The 22,997-nt window shown below is 72.9% G+C and carries 18 protein-coding genes and 1 pseudogene; 10 read left to right on the top strand and 9 right to left on the bottom strand.

The annotated features are described in order from the left end of the window. Positions 1-89: 89 nt before the first annotated feature. Positions 90-3,374 (top strand): S8 family serine peptidase, encoded by a 3,285-nt coding sequence (locus ABZZ79_RS01535; RefSeq protein ID WP_356685257.1) that lies wholly within the window; start codon positions 90-92, stop codon positions 3,372-3,374. A gap of 61 nt (positions 3,375-3,435) precedes the next feature. On the opposite strand, the gene ABZZ79_RS01530 is transcribed toward ABZZ79_RS01535, so the two are convergent. Together ABZZ79_RS01530 and ABZZ79_RS01525 are read right to left on the bottom strand one after the other, a co-directional pair. Beyond that, positions 3,436-4,194 carry a hypothetical protein gene (locus ABZZ79_RS01530; protein ID WP_356685255.1) on the bottom strand — a complete coding sequence of 253 codons (759 nt, stop codon included), beginning with the start codon at positions 4,192-4,194 and terminating at the stop codon, positions 3,436-3,438. Between the two features lies 1 nt (position 4,195). Beyond that, on the bottom strand, positions 4,196-4,729 hold the full coding sequence (locus ABZZ79_RS01525) for a sigma-70 family RNA polymerase sigma factor (RefSeq protein ID WP_356685253.1): 534 nt from the start codon (positions 4,727-4,729) through the stop codon (positions 4,196-4,198). Between the two features lie 122 nt (positions 4,730-4,851). Here ABZZ79_RS01525 and ABZZ79_RS01520 point away from each other — a divergent pair, with 122 nt between their 5' ends. Together ABZZ79_RS01520 and ABZZ79_RS01515 are read left to right on the top strand one after the other, a co-directional pair. Further along, positions 4,852-7,098 (top strand): TerD family protein, encoded by a 2,247-nt coding sequence (locus tag ABZZ79_RS01520; RefSeq protein WP_356685251.1) that lies wholly within the window; start codon positions 4,852-4,854, stop codon positions 7,096-7,098. 118 nt (positions 7,099-7,216) lie between these two features. After that, positions 7,217-8,239 (top strand): aspartate-semialdehyde dehydrogenase, encoded by a 1,023-nt coding sequence (locus tag ABZZ79_RS01515; protein ID WP_356685249.1) that lies wholly within the window; start codon positions 7,217-7,219, stop codon positions 8,237-8,239. 6 nt (positions 8,240-8,245) lie between these two features. Here the strand turns inward: ABZZ79_RS01515 and ABZZ79_RS01510 are convergent, their stop codons facing one another. Continuing rightward, positions 8,246-8,728 (bottom strand): DUF1203 domain-containing protein, encoded by a 483-nt coding sequence (locus ABZZ79_RS01510; protein ID WP_356685247.1) that lies wholly within the window; start codon positions 8,726-8,728, stop codon positions 8,246-8,248. Positions 8,729-8,937: 209 nt separating this feature from the next. Between ABZZ79_RS01510 and pepN the strand changes: the two genes are divergently transcribed. Next, complete coding sequence (gene pepN, locus ABZZ79_RS01505; RefSeq protein WP_356685245.1) at positions 8,938-11,505, top strand: aminopeptidase N; 2,568 nt, start codon at positions 8,938-8,940, stop codon at positions 11,503-11,505. Between the two features lie 222 nt (positions 11,506-11,727). Here the strand turns inward: pepN and ABZZ79_RS01500 are convergent, their stop codons facing one another. Continuing rightward, positions 11,728-12,987, bottom strand: a complete 1,260-nt coding sequence (locus ABZZ79_RS01500) for a M14 family zinc carboxypeptidase (RefSeq protein WP_356685243.1) — start codon at positions 12,985-12,987, stop codon at positions 11,728-11,730. 248 nt (positions 12,988-13,235) lie between these two features. Here ABZZ79_RS01500 and ABZZ79_RS01495 point away from each other — a divergent pair, with 248 nt between their 5' ends. After that, positions 13,236-14,357: a ThiF family adenylyltransferase gene (locus tag ABZZ79_RS01495; RefSeq protein ID WP_356685241.1), complete on the top strand. Its 1,122-nt coding sequence runs from the start codon at positions 13,236-13,238 to the stop codon at positions 14,355-14,357. Positions 14,358-14,380: 23 nt separating this feature from the next. Next, positions 14,381-15,535 carry a hypothetical protein gene (locus tag ABZZ79_RS01490; protein WP_356685239.1) on the top strand — a complete coding sequence of 385 codons (1,155 nt, stop codon included), beginning with the start codon at positions 14,381-14,383 and terminating at the stop codon, positions 15,533-15,535. An 11-nt stretch (positions 15,536-15,546) separates the two neighbouring features. Here ABZZ79_RS01490 and ABZZ79_RS01485 read toward each other — a convergent pair whose 3' ends face one another. Next, the gene (locus ABZZ79_RS01485) at positions 15,547-15,948 is read right to left on the bottom strand and encodes an ATP-binding protein (protein ID WP_356685237.1); all 402 of its coding nucleotides are present in this window, start codon (positions 15,946-15,948) and stop codon (positions 15,547-15,549) included. 159 nt (positions 15,949-16,107) lie between these two features. Here ABZZ79_RS01485 and ABZZ79_RS01480 point away from each other — a divergent pair, with 159 nt between their 5' ends. Beyond that, positions 16,108-16,650, top strand: a complete 543-nt coding sequence (locus ABZZ79_RS01480; protein ID WP_356685236.1) for a UTRA domain-containing protein — start codon at positions 16,108-16,110, stop codon at positions 16,648-16,650. Further along, positions 16,647-17,426 carry a GntR family transcriptional regulator gene (locus ABZZ79_RS01475; protein ID WP_356685234.1) on the top strand — a complete coding sequence of 260 codons (780 nt, stop codon included), beginning with the start codon at positions 16,647-16,649 and terminating at the stop codon, positions 17,424-17,426. Before ABZZ79_RS01480 ends, ABZZ79_RS01475 begins: the two co-directional genes overlap by 4 nt. On the opposite strand, the gene ABZZ79_RS01470 is transcribed toward ABZZ79_RS01475, so the two are convergent. After that, complete coding sequence (locus ABZZ79_RS01470; RefSeq protein WP_356685232.1) at positions 17,405-18,448, bottom strand: EamA family transporter; 1,044 nt, start codon at positions 18,446-18,448, stop codon at positions 17,405-17,407. The genes ABZZ79_RS01475 and ABZZ79_RS01470 overlap by 22 nt on opposite strands. A 169-nt stretch (positions 18,449-18,617) precedes the next feature. On the opposite strand from ABZZ79_RS01470, the gene ABZZ79_RS01465 reads away from it, so the two are divergent. Beyond that, positions 18,618-19,187, top strand: a complete 570-nt coding sequence (locus ABZZ79_RS01465) for a MarR family transcriptional regulator (RefSeq protein WP_356685230.1) — start codon at positions 18,618-18,620, stop codon at positions 19,185-19,187. 32 nt (positions 19,188-19,219) lie between these two features. Next, a pseudogene (locus ABZZ79_RS01460) lies at positions 19,220-19,471 on the top strand (GNAT family N-acetyltransferase); the annotation flags it as partial. Between the two features lie 106 nt (positions 19,472-19,577). Here ABZZ79_RS01460 and ABZZ79_RS01455 read toward each other — a convergent pair. From ABZZ79_RS01455 to ABZZ79_RS01445, 3 genes are all read right to left on the bottom strand, one after another. Further along, the gene (locus ABZZ79_RS01455) at positions 19,578-19,835 is read right to left on the bottom strand and encodes a hypothetical protein (RefSeq protein ID WP_356685228.1); all 258 of its coding nucleotides are present in this window, start codon (positions 19,833-19,835) and stop codon (positions 19,578-19,580) included. Positions 19,836-20,020: 185 nt separating this feature from the next. Continuing rightward, entirely contained in the window at positions 20,021-22,324 is a 2,304-nt protein-coding gene (gene malQ, locus ABZZ79_RS01450) for a 4-alpha-glucanotransferase (protein ID WP_356685226.1), read from the bottom strand. Further along, a complete protein-coding gene (locus ABZZ79_RS01445) occupies positions 22,325-22,504 on the bottom strand; it encodes a hypothetical protein (protein WP_356685840.1) in 180 nt (59 codons plus the stop codon). It lies immediately after the preceding gene. Positions 22,505-22,997 lie beyond the last annotated feature (493 nt).

Here is a 22,997-nt window from a genome sequence, read left to right as displayed (position 1 = left end):
TCTCCCCAAAGACCTGTCCCTTGCGTAAGGCTGCGACCGTCCGGGACCGCATTCCGGACCCCTCAGTCCTTTACGTGCAAGGGATGCCGATGACCAACACCCCCCAGCGCGAGTCGATATCGGCCACCAGACGCACGGCTCGCATAGCCGTGGCCGCGGGTCTGGTGGCCGCTCTGTGCGCGCCGATCCCCCTCGCGCTCGCCGACGACTCGAGCCCGCTCGCCGCCGACTCCGGTGTCAAGTCCGCCCAGGCCAAGCTCGGTTCGGACGACGCCGACCTGCTGGCCGAGGCCAAGGCCGAGGGCGACAAGACCGTCACGCTGATGGTCGCCACCGCGCCCGGCCAGACCGAGCAGGTGGCCGGCCAGCTGGACTCCGTCGAGGGCGGTCTGGTCGGCCGTACCTACGACAAGCTCGGCTACGTCCGGGCCACCGTCCCGACCGCCAAGGCGGACGCGGCGATCTCCGCCGCCGCCAAGCTCTCCTCCGTGCACGGCATCGACCTGCGCCAGGAGATCGCGCTGGACGACCCGACGCCGGCCGCCGACAAGGCCAAGGGCGCCCCCGCCGCCACGGCGGGCAGCTACCCGGCCCCGGGGAGGAACACCCCGGCCGAGAACCCGTACAACCCGTCCTTCGAGACGGGCGCGGTCGACTTCGTCGAGGACCACCCGAAGGCCGACGGCCGCGGGGTCACCATCGGCATCCTGGACTCGGGCGTCGACCTCGGCCACCCGGCCCTGCAGAAGACCACCACCGGTGAGCGCAAGATCGTCGACTGGGTCACCGCGACCGACCCGGTGGCCGACGGCGACGGCACCTGGCGCCGGATGAACAACCCGGTCAGCGGCCCCGCCTTCACCATCGCGGGCGCCAGCTGGACGGCCCCCGCGGGCGGCTACCAGTTCAACCTGTTCCGCGAGTCCTTCACCGCGGGCGGTGACGCCGCGGGCGACGCCAACCGCGACGGCGACACCACGGACGTCTGGGGCGTGCTCTACGACGCGGCCGCCGGCACCGTCCGGGTGGACCTGAACAACAACCACGACTTCACCGACGACGAGGCGCTGAAGCCGTACAAGGACGGCTTCCAGATCGGCTGGTTCGGTACCGACAACCCGGCCACCGACGTCGCCGAGCGCCAGCCGTTCGTCGTCGAGATCCGCAAGGACGTCGTCTACAACGCGGCCGGCGCCAAGGCCGACTACGTCAACATCGGCGTCATCGAGTCCGAGCACGGCACCCACGTCGCCGGCATCACCTCCGCCAACGGCCTGTTCGGCGGCCGGATGAACGGCGCGGCCCCCGGCGCGAAGATCGTCTCCTCGCGTGCCTGCACCTGGAGCGGCGGCTGCACCAACGTCGCGCTCACCGAGGGCATGATCGACCTCGTCGTCAACCGTGGCGTCGACATCGTCAACATGTCCATCGGCGGTCTGCCCGCGCTGAACGACGGCAACAACGCGCGCGCCGAGCTCTACACCCGCCTGATCGACACCTACGGCGTCCAGCTGGTGATCTCCGCGGGCAACTCCGGCCCCGGCGCCAACACCATCGGCGACCCCGGCCTGGCCAACAAGGTCATCTCGGTCGGCGCGTCCATCTCCAAGGAGACCTGGGCCGCCAACTACGGCTCGGCCGTGGAGACCAAGTACGCGATGCTGCCCTTCTCCTCGCGCGGCCCGCGTGAGGACGGCGGCTTCACGCCGACCCTGGTCGCCCCGGGTGCCTCGATCAACACCACCCAGACCTGGCTGCCCGGCGGCCCGGTGACCGAGGCGGGCTACCAGCTCCCGGCCGGCTACTCCATGCTCCAGGGCACCTCGATGGCCTCCCCGCAGGCCGCCGGCGCCTCCGCGCTGCTGCTGTCCGCGGCCAAGCGCAAGGGCATCGAGCTCACCCCGGCCACCCTGCGCACCGCGCTGACCTCGACCGCCGACCACATCCCCGGTGTGCAGGCGTACGCCGAGGGCGCGGGTCTGATCAACATCCCGGACGCCTGGGACGCGATCCTGGACGGTGCCACCGCCCACGAGTACACGGTCAAGGCGCCGGTCGACACCGCGATCGACCAGTTCCTGAAGACCCCGGGCTTCGGCACGGGCCTGTACGACCGTGAGGGCGGCCTGAAGACCGGCCAGAAGAAGACGTACGAGATCACGATCACCCGTACGACCGGTGCCGACCGCACGATCCGCCACGAGCTGTGGTTCGAGAACAACGCGGACCGCACCTTCAAGATCGTGGGCTCCGACGAGGTCGGCCTGCCGCTGAACCAGCCGGTCACCGTCAAGGTCCAGGCCGCCCCGGGCTCCGCCGGTCTCAAGAGCGCGATCCTGGAGGTCGACGACCCGCGCACCGAGGGCATCGACAAGCAGGTCCTCTCCACGGTCGTGGTCTCGGCCCCGCTGGACTTCACCTACTCGGCGTCGTCCACGGTCCAGCGCAACGCGCACAAGTCCTACTTCGTGACCGTGCCCGAGGGCGCCAAGTCCCTGGAGGTCGCGATCGGCGGCCTGGCCGACAAGAGCCAGACCCGCTTCATCGCCATCCACCCCTACGGCGTCCCGTCCGACACGACCGGCACCCCGTACTGCTACAACAACTACCTGGACGGCAACGGCTGCAAGCCCGACGTCCGCTCCTACGCCGACCCGCAGCCGGGCGTCTGGGAGATCGAGGTCGAGTCCCGGCGTACGTCGCCGCTGCTGGACAACCCGTTCAAGCTGGACGTCGCCGTCCTCGACGCGGCCTTCGACCCGGAGACCGTGACCCTGCCCGAGGCCAAGGTCGGCTCGCCCGCCCCCGCCTCCTGGAAGGTGACGAACAACCTCGCCGCCCTCGACGGCAGGCTGGTCGGCGGTCCGCTGGGCTCCTCCAAGGCCACGCGGCCGACCATCGCGGAGGGTGAGCTGCACGTCACCACGGTCGACGTGCCCGCAGGCGCCGCCTCGCTGGACGTCGCCATCGGCAATGTCTCCGACGCCGCCGCCGACCTGGACCTGGCCGTCTACAACGCGGCCGGCACCCGGGTCGCCAGCTCCGCCGACGGCGACTCGGAGGAAGCCGTCTCCGTCAAGAACCCTGTGGCGGGCACCTACCGCATCGAGGTCGACGGCTACGCCGTACCGGCCGGCTCCACCGCCTACGACTACCTGGACGTGTTCTTCTCCGCCGCGCTGGGTTCGATCTCGGTGGACGGTTCCGACCCGGTCCGGCTCGGCACGGGCGCCTCGGCGACCTTCACCGGCAGCGTCAACGCCGCCGCTCCGGCCCCCGAGGGCCGCGAGTTCTTCGGCAAGGTCTCCCTGGTCAACGCGCGCGGCACGGTCGCGGGCGTGGGCAATGTGAAGATCGAGAAGGTCACGCCGTAACGGCATGACGGTCTGACGGTCTGTGAGGGGCGGGTGTCCGTGAGGGCACCCGCCCCTTCCGCTATTCGCAGGCCATGGCGCGCGACCGCGGAAGCGCCTCGTCGATCCAGGCGCGGCTGCGGGCCACGTCCCCGTCGCCCACGCTCCAGACGTCCGGGGAGGCCGAGCCGCTCGGGATCGAGACCAGCGCGTGGTCGCCCTCGCGCAGCCGGGGGTCGGCGTCGCGGTCCATCACGAAGGTGACCACGGCCCGGCCCTTGTCGGGCTTGATGTGACGGGTGACGCGCAGGGTGACACGGTCCTGCGCGGCGCCGGGGACGGGGTCGACGGCGGTGACGTCTCCCTCGGCGACGAGCCGGGCGCAGGCCAGGTAGCCGGGGGCGCTCATGTCCGACTGTGCCCCGGGGCCCGACTTCTCGTCGGAGGCCGCCGCCTTGTTCCCGGCGTCGGACGAGGCGTCGGCGCCGCCCCCCGACCGCACCGCGGCCCAGCCCATCAGGGAGAACACCCCGACCGCGCAGGCCACCCCCACGGCACGCACCGCGAGGACGAAGGGGCGGCGCCGGCGCACGGGCGCGCGAACGGCCACCGGCTCGGGGACCGGCCGCTCCGGGGGTTCGCCGAGGGCCCTGCCGAGGAGGCCCAACTGCTCGCGCAGCAGCGCGACATCGGCCTCGGCGGACCGGTGGGCGGCCATGAAGGCGGCGTCCGCGCGGGCCTCGTCCGGCAGGGGTTCGCCGGTGACCACGGCCATCAGCGGGTCGGGGCCGTCGCCTTCGAAGCCCTCGCCTCCGTCGAAGCTGTCGTGTTCGACGGTCACGTCACACCACCTCGTCCTCGTGCAGCCGGGCGCGCAGGGCCCGGACCGCGGTGTGCAGCCTGCTCTTGACCGTGCCCTCGGGGATGCCGAGCTCCTGGGCTATGCCGCGCACGGGCAGATCGGCGTAGAAGCGCAGCACGAGCACCTGCCGCTGGGCGTCGGGCAGTTCGTCCAGGCCCTGGGCGACGGCGAGGGAGAGCAGGCTGGTGTCCTCGCCGGAGGAGTGCTCGCTCTGCCGCAGGGAGGCCAGCCGCTCCCCGAGGCGCTCCTGGCGGCGCTTGGACCGGTGCCAGTCCATGGCGAGGTTGGAGGCGACCACGGCCGCCCAGGCGGACACGTCCCGCGGCGCCTCGCGGCCGCTTGCGGCCCGCTCCAGCAGCCGCAGGCGGACCTGCTGCACCCCGTCCAGCAGGTCCGCCTGCGGCACCCCGCCGAGCGCGAGCACCGCCCGCACCCGGCGCTCCTGGGCCGCGTCCAGCGGGTCGTCCACAGCGTGGTCCGCCCCCTGGCCGCGGCGGGCCTTTCTGCGCAGCACAGCCACCCCTCTCCTCGCCGCGTTTCTCCTACGACGCGGGAGGGAGCGGAAACGTTCGACCCGGTTTCCGGAATCTCCTCGTCGATCTTTTCTTCACACTGTCTCCACTTAGCATGGGCCCCATGAGTCACATCACCAAAGGAGCCAACACCCCTGTCCCCGCAGCTCCCTTGCGGGTCGCGGTCGGCCGTGCCGCCGTCGCGGGCACTCCGGCCGTGGACGCCTCCGCGCTGCTGCTGGACGCCGCGGGCCGGGTGCGCGGGGACGCCGACCTCGTCTTCCACAACCAGCCCGCGCACCCGTCGGGCGCGGTGCGGGACGGGGGTGTGGGTGAGGGCGGCGGACAGTTCGCCGAATGGCTGGAGCTGGACCTGCCGTCCGTCGAACCGGACGTCCGGCGCGTGGTGATCGCCGGCTCCTGCGACGGCGGGACCTTCGGGCAGGTGCCCGGACTGTACGTCCAGGCGATCACGGCCCACGGCACGATCGTCACCCACTACGAGGTGACCGACGCCTCCACCGAGACGGCCTTCGTCCTCGGCGAGTTCTACCGGCGCGACGGGGAGTGGAAGTTCCGCGCGGTGGGGCAGGGCTACGAGTCGGGGCTGGCGGGTCTGGCGACGGACTTCGGGGTGGCCCCCGCGGCGGCGGCGTCCTCGGGCCCGGTGCCGCTGACGGGCGTGGCGAAGGTCGGCTCGGCCCCGCCGGGGGCACCCGTGGGACCGGCCGGGCTGCCCGCCGCGGCGGAGCCGGCCGCGGGCGGGCTCTCGAAAGCCCGGTCCGAGGCGGCGCGGCCCGCCGCACAGGCCCCGGAATCGGCCCCCGCGCAGCCCGCCGCCCCGGGGGAGTCCCCGTTCCACGGCCCCGGCTTCTTCGACTTCGAGCCGTACGTCGTCTCCGGCGCCGGATCGGACACCGGCGTCGAGAAGGTCACGGTCACGGTGGACATCCCGTTCCCGCCGGAGTGCGCGCCCGTGATCGTCGAGGCGCAGGTGGCGGAGGGCCGACACCAGTCGATCTACGTCCAGATGCCCGGGCGGTCCGACTACGTCCTCAGCCACGATCTGCCCGACCGGCGCGGCAGCACACTGTTCGTGCCGCCCCGCAAGGGCGGCCCGGTGCGGCTGATCGTGCGCAGCAACGGGGAGTGGACGCTCACCGTGCGTCCCCTGTCGACGGCCCGCGGAATAGGCCCCGGGACGGTACAGGGGCGCGGCCCCGAGGTCTTCGCATACGCGGGCGACACCGAGGCCGAGGTGAAGATCCGGGTCAGGGACCGCGAGAAGCACTGGTTCAGCCTGAACTACCACAAGGCCGATGAGAGCGACCCCCTCAAGAAGGACCGGTATCTCCACTCCGGCCAAGGCCGGGTCAAGAAGACCGTACGGATTCCCGAGGGCCCGCTCCTGCTCGTCGTGGAGCACGGCGTCAACGAGTGGGACCTCACCCTCGACCCGCTGCCCGCCCGCACACCGGAGCCGGAACCGAAAGCCGCCGCCCCCGCGCCCCGCCACGCCGGGTGGACAGGCCCGCGGCCCTTCCACGACGCGGAGACGGGCCGCAGGACCGGCGTCTACGCGGGCCGGGGCACGCAGACCGTCACCCTGGTCAACCCGCGGCCGGGCCGGCCGGCGCTGGTGCGGTACGCCTTCGAGGGCGAGGTGAAGCGCCTGATGCTCGCGGTGATCAACATCGACGCCTACGGTGACGAGGACGAGTGGCTCAACGGCGTGCACTACGGCGTGCGGGGCGTGCGCATGGTGTTCCCCAAGGGGAAGGCCGAGCAGACCCTGCGGGTGGAACACGGGGGCGAGTGGAGCCTGACCCTGCTGCCCGAGGAGGAGGCGCCGCTGCTCACAGGCCCCACGGAGGGCCAGGGCTCCACCGTGCTGCGCTACCCCGGGCCGCCCACGCTGATGACGCTCCAGCGGACGTCCACCCGCGGAAAGATCCAGCCGCTGGCCGCGGACGCCGCGAACCACCCCCTCGGCAAGCGGGCCTCGATCGCCGACACGGTCGGCCGGGGCCGGCCCGTCGTGGGGCCGGTGTGGGTGGACTCGGGCGGGACCTGCTTCGTGACCGTCACCGCGGGCGAGCACACGACCTGGCGGCTGGAGCCGGTCCCCCTCGACACGGCCCCCGTGCTCGGCGCGCGCACCGAGGGCGGCTGGTACGGAGTCGTACGTCACACCGGACCCGAGACGGAACTGTCGGTCGCCTCGACGGGCGGCGAGACACAGATCTACGAACTGGACGAAAACCTGTTTCCCCTCCGCAAAGTCACCGGATCTTCCGGCCCGTACCGCGTCCGGCGCGCGTTCCTCCAGGTCCGCTCGCATGGCGAATGGGTGCTCGGGCTGCGCCCGTGACAGGAGTGGCGGTCCATCCCTTGGGCAAAGGATTGGACACATACGCCCGGGTCCCCCGCATGATGGAAGGGTCCCGGCCGTCTGGGCACACACAGGCACGTCACGCAGAGGAGTCCCCGTGAAGGTAGGAATCGTCGGAGCCACCGGCCAGGTCGGCACGGTCATGCGCAGGATTCTCACCGAGCGCGACTTCCCCCTCGACGAGCTGCGTCTGTTCGCCTCGGCCCGCTCGGCGGGGACGGTCCTGGACGGCGTGACGGTGGAGGACGCGGCCACGGCCGACTACACCGGCCTGGACATCGTGCTGTTCTCGGCGGGCGGCGCGACCTCGAAGGCGCTGGCCGAGAAGGTCGCCTCGCAGGGTGCCGTCGTGATCGACAACTCCTCGGCCTGGCGCAAGGACCCCGAGGTGCCCCTGGTGGTCTCCGAGGTCAACCCGCACGCCGTCGCGGACCGCCCCAAGGGCATCATCGCCAACCCGAACTGCACCACGATGGCCGCGATGCCGGTCCTCCGCCCGCTGCACGACGAGGCCGGCCTCGAAGCGCTGGTCGTCGCCACCTACCAGGCGGTCTCCGGCTCCGGTGTCGCGGGCGTCGCCGAGCTGCACGGCCAGGCGCAGAAGGTGATCGCCGACGCCGACAAGCTCACCCACGACGGCGAGGCGCTGGACTTCCCCGAGCCGAACGTCTACAAGCGGCCCATCGCCTTCAACGTCCTGCCCCTGGCGGGCTCGATCGTGGACGACGGCCTGAACGAGACGGACGAGGAGCAGAAGCTCCGCAACGAGTCCCGCAAGATCCTGGAGATCCCCGGCCTGAAGGTCTCCGGCACCTGTGTGCGCGTCCCGGTCTTCTCCGGCCACTCGCTCCAGGTCAACGCCCGCTTCGCCCGCCCGATCAGCCCCGAGCGCGCCACCGAGCTGCTCGCCGGCGCCCCCGGCGTGGTCCTCACCGACATCCCGACCCCGCTGCAGGCCGCCGGCAAGGACCCGTCGTACGTCGGCCGCGTCCGCCGGGACGAGACGGTCGAGCACGGTATCGCCCTGTTCATCTCCAACGACAACCTCCGCAAGGGCGCCGCGCTGAACGCGGTCCAGATCGCGGAGCTGGTGGCCGCGGAGCTGAAGGCCGCCCGCTAGGGGCTGTCAGCGCGGGCCCCCGGGCCTGCGCACCTCATAGAGAAAGCAGCCGTACTCGACGGCCCGGACGTGGACCAGTGCCACGGCCGGGTCGTCGAACGCTTCCCTCAGGGCCTCCTCGAAACCGGTCTCCACCAGCGTTCCGCCCAGGATGCGGCCGTCGACGGAGTAGCGCCGCAGCACCCGGTGGGCGCCCGTGAAGGGCAGGCCGCCGCCCCGCGGACCCGGGCACTCCTCGGCGTGGACGAAGACCGGGCCCTGCTCGTCGTAAGCGCCCGGATCCACGCCCGTCGCCGCCGCCCAGCGCCGCAGCGGGGCGTAGGTGACCAGCGCGATCCGCTCCCCCGGACCGCTCTTGCGCAGACAGCAGCGCAGCGGTGCGCCGCCCTCCCCGTCCGTCACGGGAACCGGCCTGCGCCCCGAGTCGTCGGCGGAGCGCAGCTCCTTCAGGACCGGTGCCTCGACGGGTCGTGCGATGTAGGTCGTCATGTCCCCAGCGTCACCCCGTGGTGACCCGCGCACCGGCGGGATCCGGACATCGTGCTCCGCCCGCCCGTACGCCGCCGACGGCGTGCCCCACCCGGCAGAGGGTTTCCCCTCGCCTCGCCCGAGGCGGGCCCGGGCCAGCCCGCATCGACTCATGCGCATGGAAGGATGGCCGGACCGACACATACGAGGCGGACCGAGGAGATGACCGCGTGCCTGGCACAAACCTGACTCGCGAAGAGGCGCAGCAGCGGGCGGAGCTGCTCACCGTTGACTCGTACGAGATCGATCTCGACCTCTCCGGCGCGCAGGAGGGCGGCACCTACCGGTCCGTGACCACGGTGCGCTTCGACGTGGCCCGGAGCGGGGCCGAGTCCTTCATCGACCTGGTGGCGCCGGCCGTCCACGAGGTGACCCTGAACGGCGACGCGCTCGACGCGGCCGAGGTCTTCGCCGACTCCCGGATCGCGCTGCCCGGCCTCCTTGAGGGCCGCAACATCCTGCGCGTGGTCGCGGACTGCGCGTACACCAACACCGGTGAGGGCCTGCACCGGTTCGTCGACCCGGTCGACGACCAGGCCTACCTCTACACCCAGTTCGAGGTGCCGGACGCCCGTCGGGTGTTCGCGTCGTTCGAGCAGCCCGACCTCAAGGCGACCTTCCAGTTCACCGTGAAGGCGCCGGAGGGCTGGACGGTCGTGTCCAACTCCGCGACCCCGGAGCCCAAGGACAACGTCTGGGTCTTCGAGCCGACCCCGCGCATCTCGACGTACATCACGGCCCTGATCGTGGGCCCGTACCACTCCGTGCACAGCGTGTACGAGAAGGACGGCCAGTCGGTGCCGCTCGGCATCTACTGCCGGCCGTCGCTGGCCGAGTACCTGGACTCGGACGCCATCTTCGCGGTGACCCGGCAGGGCTTCGAGTGGTTCCAGGAGAAGTTCGACTACGACTACCCGTTCGCGAAGTACGACCAGCTGTTCGTGCCGGAGTTCAACGCGGGCGCGATGGAGAACGCGGGCGCGGTGACCATCCGCGACCAGTACGTGTTCCGCTCCAAGGTGACCGACGCGTCGTACGAGCTGCGCGCGGAGACCATCCTGCACGAGCTGGCCCACATGTGGTTCGGCGACCTGGTCACCATGGAGTGGTGGAACGACCTGTGGCTGAACGAGTCGTTCGCCACCTACACCTCCATCGCCTGCCAGGCGTACCACCCCGAGTCGAGGTGGCCGCACTCGTGGACCACGTTCGCCAACTCGATGAAGACCTGGGCGTACCGGCAGGACCAGCTGCCCTCCACGCACCCGATCATGGCCGAGATCGGTGACCTGGACGACGTCCTGGTCAACTTCGACGGCATCACCTACGCCAAGGGCGCCTCGGTCCTCAAGCAGCTCGTCGCCTACGTCGGCATGGACGAGTTCTTCACCGGGGTCCAGGCGTACTTCAAGCGGCACGCGTTCGGCAACACCCGCCTGAGCGACCTGCTGAGCGCGCTGGAGGAGACCTCCGGCCGTGATCTGAAGACCTGGTCGAAGAAGTGGCTGGAGACGGCGGGGATCAACGTCCTGCGCCCGGAGATCACCACCGACGCCGACGGGGTCGTCACCTCGTTCGGCATCCGCCAGCAGGCCCCGGCGCTCCCGGCCGGAGCCAAGGGCGAGCCGGTGCTGCGCCCGCACCGCGTCGCGGTCGGCCTGTACGACCTGAACGAGTCGGGCAGGCTGGTGCGCACCGAGCGCGTCGAGCTGGACGTGGACGGCGAGCTGACGCACGTCGAGGCGCTGGTGGGCCGCCGCCGCCCGGCCGTGGTGCTGCTCAACGACGACGACCTGTCCTACGCCAAGGTCCGGCTGGACGAGGAGTCGCTGGCCTTCGTCACCGAGCACCTCGGCGACTTCGAGGCGTCCCTGCCGCGGGCCCTGTGCTGGGCGTCCGCGTGGGACATGACCCGGGACGCCGAGCTGGCCACCCGGGACTACCTGTCGCTGGTGCTGTCCGGCATCGGCAAGGAGTCCGACATCGGTGTGGTGCAGTCGCTGCACCGCCAGGTGAAGCTGGCCATCGACCTGTACGCCGACCCGGCCGCCCGCGAGGCTCTGCTGACCCGGTGGACGGACGCCACGCTCGCCCACCTGCGCGCGGCCGAGGCGGGCGGCGACCACCAGCTGGCATGGGCGCGGGCCTTCGCGGCGACGGCCCGCACGCCGGAGCAGCTGGACCTGCTGGAGGGCCTGCTGGACGGCTCGCAGTCGGTCGAGGGCCTGGTCGTGGACACCGAGCTGCGCTGGGCGTTCGTCCAGCGGCTGGCGGCGGTCGGCCGGTTCGACGAGACGGAGATCGCGGGCGAGTACGCGCGCGACAGGACGGCCGCCGGTGAGCGGCACGCCGCGACCGCGCGGGCCGCGCGCCCGACCGCGGAGGCCAAGACGGAGGCCTGGGCGTCGGTCGTGGAGTCCGACAAGCTGCCCAACGCCGTGCAGGAGGCCGTCATCGCCGGCTTCGTGCAGACCGACCAGCGCGAGCTGCTCGCGGCCTACGCCGAGCGGTTCTTCGACTCGGTGAAGGGCGTGTGGGAGTCCCGCTCGCACGAGATGGCCCAGCAGATCGCGGTCGGCCTCTACCCGTCGCTCCAGGTCTCCCAGGACACCCTGGACCGTACGGACGCCTGGCTGGCCGCCGCCGACCCGAGCGCGGCGCTGCGGCGTCTGGTCTCGGAGTCCCGTTCGGGCGTCGAGCGGGCGCTGAAGGCGCAGGCCGCGGACGCGGCCGGCTGACGCAGGCAGGACGCCTCCGAGGGGCGGGTGACCGTATCGGTCGCCCGCCCCTCACGTCTGCCGGGGCACTCTCGGAGGCACACCCGCGCGACCCTCACGCGTCCTCGGCACACACCGGCCCGCCCGTCACACGCCCACGGCACACACCCGCCGGCCCGTCACACGCCCACGGCACACACCCGTCGGCCCGTCACACGCCCACGGCACACACCGGCCCGCCCGTCACACGCCCTCGGCACACACCCGTCGGGCGATGTCGAGCATCGTGCGCACGTGCAGGCCGGTCTGGGCGGAGACCGGCACCCAGCGGGGGCTGTAGGTCTTCTCCAGTTCCCGGCACCACTCGCGGACCAGGTCGCCGAGGGCGTCGGCGGTGCACGGGTCGGTGCGGGCCAGGGCGCGGCGCATCATGGCCGCCGCGCGCAGCGGGATGCGGCGGGCGGCGATGCCGAGCGTGGCGTAGTGGCCCCGGGACCCGGAGCGTTCCTCCGCGGCCCAGGTCGCGGCGACCGAGGGCGCCACGTCGACCAGTTCGAGGGCGGCGTCCCGCAGCGGGGCCAGCTCCTCGGGCACGTCGGGGGTGTCGGCGCGCCCGTCCAGTACGGCGGCCAGCTCGTCGTTGCGGGACAGCAGGACCTCGCCCACCCGGGCCACGGCCCGCTCGGGGTCGGCGGCCGGCCGCGGGTCGGCGACGGCGGCGACGCCCCAGGCGGGCGCCTCGATCAGCGTGGTGAGGGTGCCGTAGCGGCGCGGGTACAGCCAGGTGCTCTCGGCGACGAAGCCGCTCGGGTCGCGCTCGCTGCCCGCCCGGCCGGCGGGCAGCAGCAGCAGGCCCGGCCGGTCCGGCCGCCAGTCGGGGCCGTCGCAGGGGTGGTCATCGAGCGGCACGTCCAGCAGGGCGGCGCTGCGGCGGAAGGCCCGTCCGGCGCCGGGCACCCGGCGCGTCATCATCGCGAAGGCGCCGCCGAACTCGATGCCGTGCAGGGTGAACTGGGCGGCCGGGCGCAGCTCGTCGAGCAGCCGCACCAGCGTCGCCGACTCGGGCAGGGGCGGGCGGGTCTCGCCGAGGGCGGGCAGGGACTCCGGCTGGCGGGCGAACGCGGGCCGGTACAGCCGCAGATGGCACTCCTCCAGGGACGGCGCGGGCTCCTCGGGCTGCCAGCCCTCGTTCAGCCGGGCGCCGTCGGGGTCGAGGCAGAGCAGGAAGTGCCAGGCGCAGCCGAGCTGTTGAAGCAGCTGGGGCCGGCGCGCTAACACCGTGGCAAGGCGAAGCGCGGAGGCGCCGCCCACGGGCTCGTTGGCGTGCGCGCCCGCGACGGTGAGGACATGCCGGTCACCGCGACCGGCGGTCAGCAGCCACAGCGGGCGGCCGGCGCGGCTCGCTCCGGCCGCCCGCAGGCTGATCGCTTCGGGTACCGCGGCGGCCAGTGCGCGGGCCTGCCGCTCCAGGTCGACGACGGTGGGATACGACGAGGTCCGCACGCCGGGGCTCCGCTCAGGCACCCTGGGAGTTGCTGTCCCCCGTGGTCTCCTTCTTGTCCAGCGGGCGGATGACGATCTTCTCGGCCATGTGAGGCTCCCCTCCATCAACGCGCCTACGACACAACGGACTTGGCTGAAAAAAAGCCCCTACACGGGCTTCTTGCCAAGAGTCACGCGGGTGAACAACAGTGTCAAGGGCAGGCGTTCACGCTATTCCTGCACCATACGACCACGGGGGTGGTGACCGCGTGACATCCGAGACGGCGTCCTTACGACGGCCCCGCGTCAAGCCCGAGCACCGGCCCTACCGCACCGTCGAAGGCCATGTCCGGATCGGCGGTGTCGTGTACGGCATCGGGGCGGAGATCGCCGATCCGCACGGCTGGATCTGGCGGCTGATGGAGGCGATGGACGGCTCCCGGGACCCCTCCGGGGTGGTCGCCGAAGTGGTGGCCGGGCATCCCGGGGTGAGCGGGGACGACGTGCTCCAGGCGATGGCGGACCTGCGGGACGCCGGGTTCGTGGAGGACGCGGCCGCTCCGGTGCCGGTGTCCGACCGGGAGCGCGAGCGCTACAGCCGGGGTGTGCCGCTGCTGCGCTGGATGGACCTGGGGCCGCGGGCCAGCGCCTGGGAGGCTCAACTGGCGCTGAGCCGGGCCAGGGTGCTGCTGCTCGGCGTGGGCGGCACCGGCGGGCACGCGGCGCAGTGTCTGGTCGCCTCCGGCGTGGGGCATGTGCACTGCGTCGACCCGGACGTGGTGGAGCTGTCCAACCTCAACCGGCAGCCGCTGTTCCGCGAGGCGGACATCGGCCGGCCCAAGGTGGACGCGGCACTGTCCACCCTGCGGGCGCTGAACTCGGATGTGACGGTGACGGGCGAGCGCACCGAGGTGCGCGGGCCGGACGGGCTGCGCGCGCTGCTCGGCCGGGTGCGTCCCGACCTGTTGGTGCTGGCCGCCGACCGCCCCGCCGACCTGCGCCGCTGGGCCAACCGGGGCTGTCTCGCCCTGGGCCTGCCCTGGGTGGACGCCGGCTATCGCGGCCCGCTGGTGACGGCCGGGGTGTACGCCCCCGGGCGGGGCGCCTGCTGGGAGTGTCTGCGCGAGGGCGAGGCGGCCCGCCGTGACCTGAGGCTGGCGCCGGGCCAAGACGAGGAGGTGGCCTCGCCGCGGATGCCCTGGAACCCGGCCACCGCGGTCACCGCGGGTCTGTCCGGCGCCCTGCTCGCCCATGCCGCGCTGGCCCTGCTCACCGGTGTCCCCGCGCTCGACCCGGGTGTCCGCTTCGGCCTCAACCTGATGCTTCCCGGCGACCCGCTCGTCCAGCGCTTTCCCCGCCGCCCGGACTGTCCGGCCTGCGGCGGGGTGTGAGGAACGGGGAGTGAGGTGCCCGCGTGAGCCGGGTCCGGCTGCATGAACTGGCCGCGCGGGCCGACGGGTCGGAGTGGATCGTGGGGCGCATGGCCACCGGCCGCTTCGTCGCCCTGCCCGCCGTCGGCAAGCGCGCCCTGGAACTGCTCGGCGAGGGACTGGGCAGCGACGAGGCGGCACGGCGGCTGCTGGCGGAGACCGGACAGGACCTCGACGTCGCGGACTTCGTCGACGCGCTCGTCGAACTCGGCTTCGTGGCCGAGGTGGACGGACGCCCGGTGCCCGAGCCCGACCCGCCGAGGCCGACGCTGGCCCGGCTGCGGCCCCGCCATGTGCGCTTCACGCTCAGCCCGGTCCTGCCCGTGCTCGTCGGGCTCCTGGTCGCCGCCGCCCTGCTGGCCCGGCCCGACGTCGCCCTCGGCTACCGCACCCTGCTGTGGAGCGGCCACGGCAGCGCCGTCGTCGCGTTCGGGGCGGCCGCGGGCTGGGCGCTGCTGCTGCTCCACGAGTGCGCCCATCTGGTCACCGCGCGGGCGACCGGCGTACCCGCCCGGATACGGCTGGGCACCCGGCTGCAGTTCCTGGTGATGCAGACCGACATCAGCGGCATCGAACTGGCCCCGCGCCGCCACCGTCTGACGGCGTACCTGGCGGGCATCGCCACCAACCTCGCCGTCGCCGCGGCGGCCGCCCTCGCCGCGGGCGCGCTGCACGGCACCCCGCACCGCCTGCTGGCCGCCCTGACCGTCCTCGCGCTGCTGCCCCTCCCCTTCCAGCTGATGGTCTTCCTGCGCACGGACGTCTATTTCGTCCTCCAGGACCTGCTGCGCTGCCGCGACCTGCACGGCGACGGCAGGGCCTACGCCCGCCACGCCGCCCGGCGTCTGCTGGGCCGCACGGGCGCGGACCCCAGCCTCGGTCTCCCGGCGCACGAGCGCCGCGCGGTCCGCGTCTACGCCGTCGTCCTCGTCGTCGGCACCGCCCTGTGCCTGGCCTTCCTCGCCACCGTGACGCTGCCCGCGGACATCACCCTGCTCGCCCGCGCGGCCGACGCGCTCGTGCGGCCCGACGCCTCGACGGCACAACGCCTGGACGCCGCGGCGGTGGCCCTCGCCCTGGGCGGCGTCCACGTGCTGTGGGCACGGACGTGGTGGCGAAGCAGGCGCCGACCCCGCTGACGGCCGCGGCGTTACACCCCGGCCTGCGCCGAGGCGGTCCTGAAGACCGCCCAGACCGTCTTGCCGGGAGCGTGCACCGTGACTCCGAAGTCATCAGCGAGGGCCGACACGAGGAGCAGTCCCCGACCTCGGATGTCATCCACCTTCGCCTGGACCACTTCCGCGGAGCCGTCGCCACTGTCACGCACTTCGACGCGGATCAGCGGCCCATCGGCAACGAACGCCAGGGAGAACTCACGCCCCGGTGGGACACCGTGAAGCACCGCGTTGGTTGCGAGCTCCGAGACGCAGAGCCGCACTTCGTCCAGTCGATCGGCGCAACCCCATGCCACGAGGGTTTCGAGAGCGAAGGCGCGTGCGGCGCTCACGGAGCTGCGGGCCCGGGGGAAGCGTCGTTGCCGCGACAAAGGCATGGTGAACCACCGCCTTGTTCTTGTGGAGTACGATCGGGAAAACCTTACCACTGTTCGCGAAAGGTAGAGAGGTCACCCTCCCTTTTGGGGGCATCCTGTGCGATTCGCTTAATGTGTAAAGCGGCAAGGTCCGGAACACTCGTCAGGCAGGAGGCCACCGTGAGTGAGAGCGGGTGGGTCAGCAGCTCGTTGCCGTATCTGACGCCCCGGGTGAAGGGGCAGACCGACGCCTGGGGAGCCGAGGCCGCCGCGAAGGGCGGCCAGGGCGGTCAGCTGATCGTCTTCGCCGGTGAGGCGCCCGCTCCGGCCGAGGTGGCGGAACTGCTCGGCATCCCAGCGGGAGAACCGGTCGTGGTCCGCCGACGGGTCATCCAACTCGACGGTGTGCCGTCTGAGCTGACGGACACGTACTACCCCGTGGACATCGCCCGCGGCACCCGTCTCGCCGAGAAGGGCAGGATCCCGGGCGGGGCCGTCACCTACCTCGCCGAACTCGGGTATGTCGGTGTACGCGTACAGGAAGACGTCACCGCACGCATGCCCGGCCCCGCAGAGCGCGAGACCTTGCGCCTGGACCGGGACGAACCAGCCCTCCGGCTGAGCCGGCTCACGCTGGACGGTGACGACCGGCCCCTTCAGGTCGACATGATCGTCCTGCCGGCTCATCGGCAGCGTCTGCGTTACGAGATCCAGATCGGATGAGCATGCCCGTCACCGACACAGACACCTCGGACCGGCGGTCGCTCCACGAGCGCATCGCCGCCGACCTCCGGGACGAGATCATGAGCGGCGACCTGGCACCGGGCGCCCGTCTGCCCTCCACCGCTCAGCTCAAGGCACGGTTCGACGCCTCCAACGCCACCATCCAGAAGGCACTCCAGATCCTCAAGGACGAGCGGCTCGTCGTCGGCCGCGCCGGTGCGGGGGTCACCGTACGCGAGCACCGGCAGCAGACCGTGCGACCTGCCGCGTTCATGGCTCCGGCCGACGCGGGACAGCCGTATCGCTGGCTGAGCGAGGCCTCGAAACACGGGAACCTGGCGCACAGCACGCTTCTGGAGGTGGCGGAGGTCCGGCCACCTGCCGACGTGTGCGCGGCGCTGGGCCTCAGCGACGGCGAGACGGCCGTACTACGGCACCAGGTCCTCTCCATCGACGGCGAACCGGTCGAAGTCGTCAAGTCCTACTACCCGTTCGCTCTCGCCCGGGGAACCGCCATCGCGGACCGGCGCAAGATCAGGGGTGGCACCCCGGCCCTCCTGGCCGAACTCGGCTTCCCGCCGCGCCTGAGCGTGGACCGGGTCTCGGCCAGAGTCCCCACCCAGGAGCAGTACCAGGCCTTGAACCTGCCCAGCGACCTTCCCGTGCTCCGCACCCTGCGCGTCGTGTACACCGACGACCGGCGGCCCGTCGAAGCCACCGTCATGGTCAAGGCGGGACATCTCTACGAACTGCGCTACGAGTTCGCCCCTGACTGACCATGGAGCCGGCTTGTTCGCCGCCGCTCAGTGACACCGTCGTGCGCAGCGCGGCCAGGACGCGGGGCTGTGCGGGTGCCGCGCGTGCGCCTCGGCGTACCGCCGCCGTCACGTGGCGTGCGGGGTCGCGATGCCGGACCGGTCACGTCCGTCGAAACGTCTGCCCTCGTCCGCTCACCGCCCAGCTGCCCGGCGACCGTCGCGCCGAACGCCAGGGCCATGCCCGCCAGTTGGACCGGGCTCAGTGCCTGGCCGAGCGCGGCCCAGCCGATGACGGCCGCGGTCAGCGGGGAGAGCGGGCCGAGGAAGGTGACCTGGGTGGCGGTGAGTTGGCCGATGCCGCGGAACCACAGCCAGTACGACACCGCCGTGTTGCCGAGCGCGAGGTAGAGGTAGCCGCCGATCGCCGGGGCGTCCAGCGCGGGCGGGGCGCCCTCGACCAGCAGGGCGAGCGGGGCGATCAGCAGGCCGCCCGCGGTGAGCTGCCAGCCGGTCAGGGCGAGCGGGCCGACGCCCTCGGGGCGGCCCCACTTCTTGGTCAGGACCGTGCCGGTGGACATCGACGCGGTGGAGGCGACGGCCGCCAGCACCCCGACGAGGTCCAGCGCCCCGGCCGCCTTCAGCACGACCAGGCTGACGCCCAGCGCCGCGGCGACCCCGGCGAGGGCCGAGCGCGGCGTGGCCCGCTGCCCGAGCAGCAGCGCCGACAGGCCGACCACGAACAGCGGGCCCGCCGAGCCGACCACCGCCGCCATGCCGCCGGGCAGCCGGTACGCCGACAGGAACAGCAGCGGGAAGAACGCCCCGATGTTCAGCGCGCCCAGCACCGCCGCCTTCCACCACCAGGCGCCGCGCGGCAGGACCCGCGCGAGGGCCAGCAGGAGCAGCCCGGCGGGCAGGGCCCGCAGCAGGCCGGTGAACAGGGGGCGGTCGGCCGGGAGGAACTCGGTGGTGACGGCGTAGGTGGTGCCCCAGGAGACCGGGGCGAGCGCGGTGAGCAGGACGGTCGCGGACCGTTTCATGGCCGGGCCTTTCGTGAGGTCGGGGGTCCTTCTGACGCATCTCGGTCCCCTGGTGCTCCGGCGAGATGACTCGCCAGGAAGTGACTTGATAGAAAGTAGCTTAGCGCTAAGCAACTTTCCGTCAAGCCACTTTCTTGCAGCCGACCGAACGGAAGCGGATACTCCTGCCATGAACCCGAACCCCGAGCCCCAGGACCGCGAGGACCCCCAGGAGCGTCAGGACCGCCCGGAACGTCAGGATCGTCAGGACGCGGTCGACGCGATCATCGGTCAGTGGGCGGCCGTACGGCCCGACCTCGACACCACGCCGATGGAGGTCTTCGGCCGGATCTACCGGCTCGCGCGCGCGATGGGCGACCGGATGGAGAAGGCGTACGCCCGGTTCGGGATCTCACGCGGCGAGTTCGACGTCCTCGCGACCCTGCGCCGCTCCGGCGAGCCCTACACCCTCTCGCCGCGCCAGCTGTCCTCCACTCTCATGCTCACCACCGGCGGCATGACCGGCCGGCTGGACAAGCTGGAACGCGCGGGCCTGCTGCGCCGCTCCCCCGATCCGCACGACCGCCGCGGCCTCCAGGTCACCCTCTCCGACGAGGGTCTCGCCCTCATCGACGAGGCGGTCGGCGCCGGTCTCGACGTCCAGACCGAGGGCCTGTCCGAGCTCACCGAGGAGCAGTCCGCCCAACTGGCCGACCTGCTGCGCAGGCTGCTCGCGGGCACGTCCGAGCCGGGCCGCTAGGCGAAGCCGGGCGACCGGGGAGAGGGGACCGCATGGCGGACTGGGAGATGCGGCAGGCCACGGCGGAGGACGTCGAGCCGGTGGCGGAGCTGCGGGCCGCGGCCATGCGGCCGGACCTCGAACGACTCGGACGCTACGACGATCACCGCGTCCGGCAGCGCCTGCGCGACGCGTTCGAGCCCGCGCACACCTGGGTGATCGAGGTGGCCGGCACCTTGGCGGGCTGCGTCGCCCTGCGCCCGGCGGACGACGCCCACTGGCTGGAGCACTTCTACCTCGACCCCCTGACCGCGGCGCATCCCTGAGCGGGGCCGGCGAACACCGAGAACGCCGGTCCCTGCCGTGTACGACGGGAGCGGCGCCCTCGGGGAAGAGCTGGGTGCGGGCCGGTCAGGCGCGAGCCTTGGCCTTGGGCTTGGTGACCCGGTACGAGGACCGGTCGAGGACCATCACCAGACCGATGGTGACGGCGAACAGGGCGAGCGGGGCGAGCACGAACAGGCCCAGCGTCTCGATGACGCTCAGGCCCGTGCCGGGGTCGTCGCCGTCGTCGCGGGTCAGCGCGAGGGCGGGGGACGACATGAGCAGCATCATCAGCGTCGTACCGGCAGCCAGGGCGCCGGCGCGCAGGGCGTTCTTCTTGTCCACGGTGCCAAAGTAGCGAACGCCGGTTGGAGCCGCTCGCCCGGGGGTCCGTTATGGCGACGCGCCACGTCAGCGGGGTGCGCCCGGGGGTGTCAGATCTCCCGCCGTTCCGCCGCTTCACGACCCCCGGTTCCGCCCTCCCGCACCGCTCGCCACCAGCGGCTCCGCGCCGGCCCTGGATGAGTCATCTAGGGGCTGTCGGGCAGGTTCTGCGGGCCTGCCTCCCGCGTCCCCTCCCGCAGCAGGTCGGCCAGCGCCCGCAATCTGGCGGACGACGTCAGCTCCTCCAGGGTGACCGGACGGCCCTCGGCGTCGGCGACGGGGAGTCGCCAGTTCGGGTACTCGTCCCAGGTGCCGGGGAGGTTCTGGGGACGGCGGTCTCCGACCGCGTCCGGGAGCCAGGCGCCGACGAGGCGGGCGGGAGTGCGCAACAGGAAGCGATGGACGGCGAGAACCTCGGCCACCTCGGAGTCCACGGCCACCTCGGACTTCACAGCACCCTCGGAGTCCACCGCCCCCTCGGAGTCCACCGCCCCCTCCGACGCCACAGCCCCCTCGGACTCCACCGCCGCCTCGAACTCCACAGCACCCTCGGAGTCGACGACCCCCTCGGACTCCACGACCCCCTCCGCCCGCTCGGGTCCCTCGGAGCCCTCCGACTCCCCGGCGGAGACGCGAACGCCGTCCAGCAGGCCCAGCCGGTTGAGAAGGGCCAGCCACTCGGCGATGTCGGCGGCGGCCGAGGCGCGTTCCTCGGCGAGCGGGCGGGTCAGCAGGCCCAGCCGGTCGCGGAGTTCGACGTGGTCGCCGGTGAGCCGGGCCGCGGTGGGCGGGAGGTCGTGGGTGGTGGCCGTGGCCAGGCAGTCCGGGCGCCAGGCCTCGGGCGGCAGGGGCAGGCCGTCGCCGTCCCAGTCCCGTTCGAACCACAGCACCGACGTCCCCAGCACCCCGCGCTCGCGCAGCGCCTCCCGGACGCCGGGCTCGACCGTCCCCAGGTCCTCGCCGATGACGATCGCGCCCGCCCGCGAGGCCTCCAGCACGAGCACGGCGAGCATGGCCTCGGCGTCGTGGCGGACATAGGTGCCGTCGGTGGGCGGCAGGCCCTGCGGGACCCACCAGAGCCGGAACAGGCCCATGACATGGTCGATGCGCAGGGCTCCGGCGCTGCGGAACAGGGCCTGGAGCAGGGCCCGGTAGGGCGCGTATCCGGACTCGGCGAGCCGGTCCGGGCGCCAGGGCGGCAGGCCCCAGTCCTGGCCGCGGGCGTTGAAGGCGTCGGGCGGGGCGCCGACCGACATCCCGGCGGCGAAGTGGTCGCGCCCGGCCCAGGCGTCGGCGCCCCCGGGGTGCACACCGACGGCCAGGTCGTGGACGATCCCCACCGGCATCCCCGCCTCGCGCGCGGTGCGCTGCACGTCGACGAGCTGGGTGTCGGTGAGCCAGGCGAGCCAGGTGTGGAAGTCCACACGGTCCGTCAGCCCGGCCCGCGCGCGGGCGGTTTCGGCCGACCGGGGGTCCCGCAGCGCGTCGGGCCACTGCTGCACGTCACCGCCGTGCACCTCGGCGAGCGCGTTCCAGGTGGCGTGGTCCTCCAGGGCGCTCCCCTGCGCGGCGAGGAAGTCGTCGTAGGCCGCGCGCCGCCCGGGGCCGAGCGGTACCGCGCGGACGAGTTCCAGCGCCTCGCGCTTGAGTTCCCATACGGCGTCCCGGTCGATCAGCGCGCCCTTGTCGAGCACGGACTCCCTGAGCCGGGCGGCGCGTTCCAGGAGCCCGGCGACGCGCTCACGGTCCTCGACGTGGGCGAACTCGGGGATGTTCGCCACACGCAGATGCACGGGGTCGGGGAAGCGGCGGGAGGAGGGCCGGTAGGGGGAGGGGTCCGTGGGTGTGCCGGGCACCGCCGCGTGCAGCGGGTTGACCTGGACGAACCCGGCGCCGAGCACCCGCCCCGCCCACGCGGCCAGCTCCCCGAGGTCCCCGAGGTCGCCCATGCCCCAGGAGCGGTGGGAGAGCAGGGAGTAGAGCTGGACGAGGAAGCCGTACGACCGCCCGGCCGGGGTGGGCAGCCGGGCGGGGGCGACGATCAGGTGGGCCTCGGCGGTGCGTCCGCCGGGCGCGGTCGCGGTCAGCCGGTGCACTCCGGGGGGCAGTCCCTCGACGGCGGCGCGGGTCGCACCCTGCTCGGTCTCGACGTGCAGCCGTGTCCCCGGGGGCAGTGCGCCCAGCGCGGCCGGCTCGCTCCCCTGCCAGGCCACGACGGTGGGCGGCAGCAGGCGTGCGCCGAGCTCCCGTTCGCGGGCGGCGAGTGCGGCGCGGATCGCCCCGGGCGTGCTCGCGTCGACGCCGAGGGCGGCCAGGACGCGGGTGACGGCGACGGGCGAGGCCGTGACGGTGCGGTCGGGGGAGGGGCGGTAGGACGTGGCGACGCCGTGCAGCTCGGCGAGGCGGGCCAGGTCCGCGGTCGGGGGCCGGTCCGGGCGGGGTGCGGTCATCTACGGCCTCGTGGTGTCGGCGTCCGGGGCGGCGAGCGGCGGCTCGCTGGTGAGGGGTTCGGTGTACGGCAGCGGGGGTTCGCTGGTCAGCGGGGTCTGGGCGTAGGCGCTCTCGGCGGAGCACACGCGCGCGCACTCGGCGGCGGGCTCCGCCGGGCGTTTGGAGGGGGCCGGGATCATCGGACGGGTCGAGGTGACCATGGGGACTCCTTCATCCGGAACGGGACACGGGACGAGACGGCGGACACGGAACGGGACGGGGACACGGGACGGGACGGCGGACGCGGGACGGAACGGGACACGTGGCGGAACGGCTGACACGGAACGGCGGACACGGAACGGCGGACACGGGACGGGGACACAGGACAACAGAGCCCTACCCAGCGGGCACGGCGGCAGACGTATCGGAAGACGAATACCGCGTGTCACCACAATCTCCGTCGACTCCTCGCCCGGTCACGGAAGATTCTCTGGCGGGTCCCCGGCAATCCGGCGCTGAGGCCCCTGCGGGCCACCCCACACCCCACCCACGCCCCGACGGCCCCACCGGCACGTCCCCTGACACCCCGACGGCCCCACCGGCAGGTCTCCCGACACCCCGTCGACCCCACCGGCACGTCCCCCTGACGCCCCGAAGGCCGGACGGCCACGCTCCCCGTGACCTCCCGAAGGC

Origin of the sequence: Streptomyces sp. NPDC006458, assembly GCF_040612135.1 — a bacterium.
Classification (GTDB): domain Bacteria; phylum Actinomycetota; class Actinomycetes; order Streptomycetales; family Streptomycetaceae; genus Streptomyces.
The sequence above is the reverse complement of the archived record's forward strand: the minus strand, read 5'-3'. Positions and strand labels throughout refer to the sequence as shown.

Excerpts from the sequence above, each read along its gene's own strand:
- ABZZ79_RS01535 (WP_356685257.1), top strand. The coding sequence starts at position 90 with ATGACCAACACCCCCCAGCGCGAGTCGATATCGGCCACCAGACGCACG.
- ABZZ79_RS01520 (WP_356685251.1), top strand. The coding sequence starts at position 4,852 with ATGAGTCACATCACCAAAGGAGCCAACACCCCTGTCCCCGCAGCTCCC.
- ABZZ79_RS01510 (WP_356685247.1), bottom strand. The coding sequence starts at position 8,728 with ATGACGACCTACATCGCACGACCCGTCGAGGCACCGGTCCTGAAGGAG.
- ABZZ79_RS01485 (WP_356685237.1), bottom strand. The coding sequence starts at position 15,948 with ATGCCTTTGTCGCGGCAACGACGCTTCCCCCGGGCCCGCAGCTCCGTG.
- ABZZ79_RS01475 (WP_356685234.1), top strand. The coding sequence starts at position 16,647 with ATGAGCATGCCCGTCACCGACACAGACACCTCGGACCGGCGGTCGCTC.
- ABZZ79_RS01470 (WP_356685232.1), bottom strand. The coding sequence starts at position 18,448 with ATGAAACGGTCCGCGACCGTCCTGCTCACCGCGCTCGCCCCGGTCTCC.
- ABZZ79_RS01465 (WP_356685230.1), top strand. The coding sequence starts at position 18,618 with ATGAACCCGAACCCCGAGCCCCAGGACCGCGAGGACCCCCAGGAGCGT.
- malQ (WP_356685226.1), bottom strand. The coding sequence starts at position 22,324 with ATGACCGCACCCCGCCCGGACCGGCCCCCGACCGCGGACCTGGCCCGC.
- ABZZ79_RS01445 (WP_356685840.1), bottom strand. The coding sequence starts at position 22,504 with ATGATCCCGGCCCCCTCCAAACGCCCGGCGGAGCCCGCCGCCGAGTGC.